We start from the raw sequence: 5,341 nt of genomic DNA on the forward strand, positions 1-5,341 counted from the left end.
CAGTTCGACCGGCACGCCGCCGCCGATCTCGACCCGAACTACTTCAGCAAGGAGGGCCTTGGCGCGCTGGTGGCGCGTTTCGGCGCCGAAATCCATCGGCCCGGCGAAGGTGGCGGCGGCGCGCGGCGCATGGCCTTTTGCCAACAGCGCCGAAAGACGATCGTCATCTCCGTCCTTCACTTCATGCCTGGCCAGCAGTTCGAACAGCTTTGCGTCGGCGGCCTTCATGTCGGCTTCTTCCGCTTCGCTCGCCTTGCGCTCGCGGTAGTAGAGATGATCGACATTCATGTCGTGATGATGCAACGTCCAGCCTGCCACTTGCGCTTCGGGAAAATAGGGATTGCGGTCGGCGGCATGCAGCCAGGCGCAGCCGATGTCGAAAGGCACGCCGAAATGCTGGTCGCTGGTCCAGGCTCGCCCGCCGATTCGGTCCATCGCTTCGAGCAGCGTGAAGGAAAGCCCCGCCGCCTGCAGGGTTTTGGCAGCGGCAAGACCCGCCGAGCCGGCGCCGATGATGACGACATCAACGTCTTGCATGCAGCCCCCTTGCCACAATAATCACTTGATCCTAGGCAAATTCCACGGCATTCGCCAGCATTGCAGCGGTGACAGTGACAAGTGCGCGTTTCGCTGGCAAGTTCGCAATTGGGACGTGATTCAGGCAACCAGGAGATCAACATGGCAATTCTTGCCAAGGGAAAGATGTTTGCAGCGGCCGCGATGGCGGTGCTTGCGCTGGCGACGGGCGCACAGGCAGCGGCCAGCTGCGGCAAGACCGGCGCCGGCTTCGAGGCCTGGAAGCAGGACTTTGCCGCGCAGGCCAGGTCGGAAGGTGTGGGCGCCAAGGGGCTGGCCGCTCTGGCCGGGGCGAACTACGCGACAAAGACCATCTCCGTCGACCGCGGCATTCACAAGGCCTTCAGCGGCTCGGTGGACGATTTCATGCGGCGGCGCGGCGGCGCGGCGATTATCTCCAAGGGCCGGTCGCTGAAAAAGTCGAATGCGGCGCTGTTCTCCAAGATCGAAGCGAATTACGGCGTGTCGCCGGGCGTGTTGCTGGCCATCTGGGGTATGGAAACCGGCTTCGGTTCGGCCATGGGCAACCAGAACACCGTCTCTGCGATTTTGACGCTTGCCTATGATTGCCGCCGCCCGGGGTTCTTCTACCCGCATGCGATCGCCGCCCTGAAGCTGGTCGATCGCGGGGCGTTGACAGCCTCGTCGGTCGGGGCCGCGCATGGCGAGATCGGACACACGCAGTTCCTGCCAGGAAACGTCCTGAAATATGGCGTCGGCGGCGGAAACCTGCGCGACAAGGGCACGGCGCTGGCTTCCACTGCCAACTTCCTCAAGGGCCATGGCTGGCGGGCAGGTGCGAGCGCGAGTGCGAATATGGGCGCGATTGCCGGCTGGAATTCCGCGAGCGTCTATCAGCAGGCCATCGCCCGCATTGCCACGGCGATCGACGGCGATTGACGGAACATGCACCGGGCAGAAGGCCCCGGCCATTTTTGACTTGATCGAAAACCCGGCGTGAATGCCGGGTTTTTATTTGATTTCGAGCGTGTAGGAGCAGCCGGCCAGGGTCTTGCCGGGATGGGACTCGACGGTCGAGACGTTGAGCTTGACGTCGGTGGAGAAGGTCAATCCTTCCGACTCTTCGGTGCTTTGGACAACGACCTTTTCGCCAAGGAATTTTTGCGGCGTGGAAAACACGGCCATGACGTCGAGTTCTTTTGCAAGCTCCGGCGCGGCAACGCCGTCGAGCACGGCCATCGGCCCCGCAGCGGTAAACACGATCGATCCTGTCTCGCGGTTGAACACGCGGATTTTGGCCGGCAGTTCGTATTGGCTGAGAAACGGATTGGCGGAGGCAACCTCCTTCCAGCCAAGCGTTTCAACGGCACCCGGTGCGCTGGACAGCCACAGGGCAAAGTCGTTGTAAGTCGGAACGTCCGCCCTGCACTCGATCAGCGCGGGAAGGTCAAGAGAGGCGGGGTCGAACTCCTGGCCGGCGGCCGGCGTCGCCAGAACAACCAGCGGCGCCAGGCAGCGACCGAAACCGCGCATCCGCCCTACTTGGCGCGGTTGCGCGCTGCCAGCGTTCTCAGCCGCAGTGCATTGAGGCGGATGAAGCCGGCGGCGTCCTTCTGGTCATAGGCGCCACGGTCATCCTCGAAAGTGACCAGCGCATCGGAGTAAAGCGTCTTCTTCGACTTGCGGCCGGTGACCATGACGTTGCCCTTGTAGAGCTTGAGCCGCACCGTGCCCTCGACGTCTTCCTGGCTCTTGTCGATCATCGCCTGCAGCATCAGCCGTTCGGGCGCAAACCAGAAGCCGTTATAGATCAGCTCGGCGTAACGCGGCATGAACTCGTCCTTGAGGTGGGCCGCACCTCGGTCGAGCGTGATCGATTCGATGGCCCGGTGGGCGGCGATCAGGATGGTGCCGCCTGGCGTTTCGTAGACGCCGCGCGACTTCATGCCGACGAAGCGGTTCTCGACCAGGTCGAGCCGGCCGATGCCATTGTCGCGGCCGAGATCGTTGAGCGCCGCCAGCATGGTTGCCGGCGACAGCTTCTTGCCGTTGAGCGCGATCGGGTCGCCCTTCAGGAACTCGATCTCGATCTCGGTGACCTTGTCGGGCGCATCCATCGGCGAAACGGTGCGCTGGTGGACGAATTCCGGCGGCTCGCTCCATGGATCTTCCAGAACCTTGCCCTCGGAAGAGGAGTGCAGCAGGTTGGCGTCGACCGAGAACGGCGCCTCGCCCTTCTTGTCCTTCGGCACGGGGATCTGGTGCTGTTCGGCAAAGTTCATCAGGTCGGTGCGCGACTTGAACGACCAGTCGCGCCACGGCGCGATGACCTTGATGTCGGGGTTCAGTGCGTAAGCCGAGAGCTCGAAGCGAACCTGATCGTTGCCCTTGCCGGTGGCGCCATGCGCGATCGCATCGGCGCCGGTTTCCCGGGCTATATCGACCAGATGCTTGGAGATCAGCGGCCGGGCGATCGAGGTGCCGAGCAGATAGGTGCCTTCATAGACGGTGTTGGCGCGGAACATCGGGAAGACGAAGTCGGCGACGAATTCCTCGCGCACATCGACGATACGGATGTCCTTGATGCCCATCATCTCGGCCTTGCGGCGCGCCGGTTCCAGCTCTTCACCCTGACCGAGATCGGCGGTGAAGGTGATGACCTCGGCGCCGAACTCGGTCTGCAGCCATTTCAGGATGATGGATGTGTCGAGACCGCCGGAATAGGAGAGCACGACTTTCTTGATGTCTTTGGTTTTGGACATTTTTACCCCGTCGGTGGCGGACGCCCCAGCCTGGGCGTCACAGATTGTCGCAGCGCCTTTTAGCAGGAACGGCAGAGCGAGCAAGCACGCGTGCATGCATGGCTTCTGGTCCAGCGCATGGCGGGAGCGCGATGCCTGGGCCGTGGCGTTTTGGCGGGACCGTGCCATGGCGCCCCGCATCGCAGCACTAAGAAGATGCAGTTCAGCACGGAGCGCGGTCTATCCGCGCGACGGGGCCGACCGCGAGCGGTTGGTCAGCAACGCCGACCTTGCCATGTACCGGGCGAAGAACGACGTGACGCGAGCCGTCTGCTTCTACGAATCCGCCATGGACGAGACGGCGCGGGCGCGCCGCGCCTTGGCCACCGACCTTCGCCAGGCGATCGACCGCGGCGAGCTTTCGCTTCACTATCAGGTGCAGACCTCGGTCCCGACCGGCGCCACCTGCGGCTACGAAGCGCTGCTGCGCTGGACCCATCCCGTGCATGGCATGATCCCGCCCGCCGAATTCATCCCGATTGCCGAAGAGAACGGCTCGATCATGGCGATCGGCGAATGGGTGCTGCGGACCGCGTGCCGGCAGGCGGCCTCGTGGGGCAATGGCCACAAGATCGCGGTCAATTTGTCGCCGGTGCAGTTCGCCCATGCCGATCTCGCCAAGCTCGTCCATCAGATCCTGATCGAGACCGGGCTGTCGCCGAAACGGCTGGAGCTGGAGTTGACCGAATCGACGATCGTCGCCGACAAGGTGCGCACGCTGCATGTCCTGCGCCAGGTCAAGGCGCTTGGGGTGACGATCGCGATCGACGATTTCGGCACCGGCTATTCATCGCTCGATACGCTGCGCTCGTTTCCCTTCGACAAGATCAAGCTCGACCGCTCATTCATGGCCGATGTCGAGCGAAGCCCGCAGGCCAAGGCCATCATCCGGGCGGTGCTGACGCTGGGCCGCAGCCTCGACATTCCGGTGCTCGCCGAAGGCGTCGAGACACATGTCCAGCTCACCATCCTGCAGGTCGAAGGCTGCAATGAGGCGCAAGGCTATTTTCTCGGCCGGCCCAAGCCGATCGACCAGATCACCGGGGACACCGATGTCCGCAACGATCGACTCTTCGCGGAGGAGCCAGCGAGGATACGGCTGAGCAGGCAGGCATAGGACTGCCGCGGCCGGCGCCCAGCGAATGCCGTGCAGACGCCTGCTGGATCGAGATCGGATCGCTGCTGTGTCTGGCGTCGACATGGCGCATCCTGTATAGGCCTCCCAATTCCCCGGGGCCGCTCATGTCGTTCATTCCAGACACCACCACGCTGATCCAGTTCGCCATCGCCACGGTCATCCTGGCGATCACGCCGGGGCCGGACATGACCCTGTTCGTCTCGCGCACGCTGAGCCAGGGCCGTGCCACCGGCTTTGCCTCGATGGCCGGCGCGCTGTGCGGCACGCTGATCCACACCACGCTGGTGGTGGTCGGCGTCTCGGCGCTGATCGTCGCCTCGCCGATGGCATTCTTCGTGCTGAAGATCTTCGGCGCCGGCTATCTCGTCTTCCTGGCCTGGCAGGCAATCACCAGGGGCTCGGCCTTTTCGCCGGAGAAGAAGACGGGACCCGAGATTTCGCTGTTGCGCAGCTGGGCGGCGGGCCTCGGCGTCAATCTGCTCAACCCGAAGATCATCCTGTTCTTCATGACCTTCCTGCCGCAGTTCGTCTCCGCACATGATCCGAACGCACCGGGAAAGCTGTTTTTCCTGGGCACGATGTTCATCGTGCTGTCGGTCCCGGTGACGGTGCCGATGGTGCTGGCGGCGGAAAAGTTTTCGGCGGCGATGAAGGCAAGCCCGCGCGTTACGCGGGTGGTCGACTATCTGTTTGCCGGCGTGTTCTCCGCCTTCGCCCTCAAGATCCTGACGGCCCAGGCGAAGTAGGCGCCGTCATCCTGTCCGGCCATCCTCTTTTGATTCTGGTTCGCCTTGCCACCAGCTTGCGGCCCAGCGCCCGGCGCTGAGCCAGTAAAAGATACCACCGACCATGCCGCTGCCGATCA

The 5,341-nt window shown here is 63.4% G+C and carries 5 protein-coding genes and 1 pseudogene; 3 read left to right on the forward strand and 3 right to left on the reverse strand.

From position 1 onward, the window contains the following. Positions 1 to 537 (reverse strand): FAD-dependent oxidoreductase (locus tag EN879_RS23290; protein ID WP_164774536.1); only part of this gene is annotated, 537 nt, incomplete at its 3' end. A 141-nt stretch (positions 538 to 678) separates the two neighbouring features. Here EN879_RS23290 and EN879_RS23295 point away from each other — a divergent pair. Next, on the forward strand, positions 679 to 1,476 hold the full coding sequence (locus EN879_RS23295) for a lytic transglycosylase domain-containing protein (protein WP_024504026.1): 798 nt from the start codon (positions 679 to 681) through the stop codon (positions 1,474 to 1,476). Between the two features lie 72 nt (positions 1,477 to 1,548). On the opposite strand, the gene EN879_RS23300 is transcribed toward EN879_RS23295, so the two are convergent. Together EN879_RS23300 and EN879_RS23305 are read right to left on the reverse strand one after the other, a co-directional pair. Further along, a complete protein-coding gene (locus EN879_RS23300; protein ID WP_027162880.1) occupies positions 1,549 to 2,070 on the reverse strand; it encodes a hypothetical protein in 522 nt (173 codons plus the stop codon). A gap of 5 nt (positions 2,071 to 2,075) precedes the next feature. Beyond that, positions 2,076 to 3,299, reverse strand: a complete 1,224-nt coding sequence (locus tag EN879_RS23305; RefSeq protein WP_063169556.1) for an argininosuccinate synthase — start codon at positions 3,297 to 3,299, stop codon at positions 2,076 to 2,078. A 214-nt stretch (positions 3,300 to 3,513) separates the two neighbouring features. Between EN879_RS23305 and EN879_RS23310 the strand changes: the two are divergent. Together EN879_RS23310 and EN879_RS23315 are read left to right on the forward strand one after the other, a co-directional pair. Beyond that, positions 3,514 to 4,455 (forward strand): annotated as a pseudogene (locus EN879_RS23310) (GGDEF domain-containing phosphodiesterase); the annotation flags it as partial. 125 nt (positions 4,456 to 4,580) lie between these two features. Then, positions 4,581 to 5,222: a LysE family translocator gene (locus EN879_RS23315; protein ID WP_013528810.1), complete on the forward strand. Its 642-nt coding sequence runs from the start codon at positions 4,581 to 4,583 to the stop codon at positions 5,220 to 5,222. Positions 5,223 to 5,341 lie beyond the last annotated feature (119 nt).

It is taken from the genome of Mesorhizobium sp. M7A.F.Ca.AU.002.02.1.1 (assembly GCF_003998535.1).
In the GTDB taxonomy this organism is placed as follows: Bacteria; Pseudomonadota; Alphaproteobacteria; order Rhizobiales; family Rhizobiaceae; genus Mesorhizobium; species Mesorhizobium ciceri.

Coding starts and splice junctions, on each gene's coding strand:
- EN879_RS23295 (WP_024504026.1), top strand. CDS start 679: ATGGCAATTCTTGCCAAGGGAAAGATGTTTGCAGCGGCCGCGATGGCG.
- EN879_RS23315 (WP_013528810.1), top strand. CDS start 4,581: ATGTCGTTCATTCCAGACACCACCACGCTGATCCAGTTCGCCATCGCC.
- EN879_RS23305 (WP_063169556.1), bottom strand. CDS start 3,299: ATGTCCAAAACCAAAGACATCAAGAAAGTCGTGCTCTCCTATTCCGGC.
- EN879_RS23300 (WP_027162880.1), bottom strand. CDS start 2,070: ATGCGCGGTTTCGGTCGCTGCCTGGCGCCGCTGGTTGTTCTGGCGACG.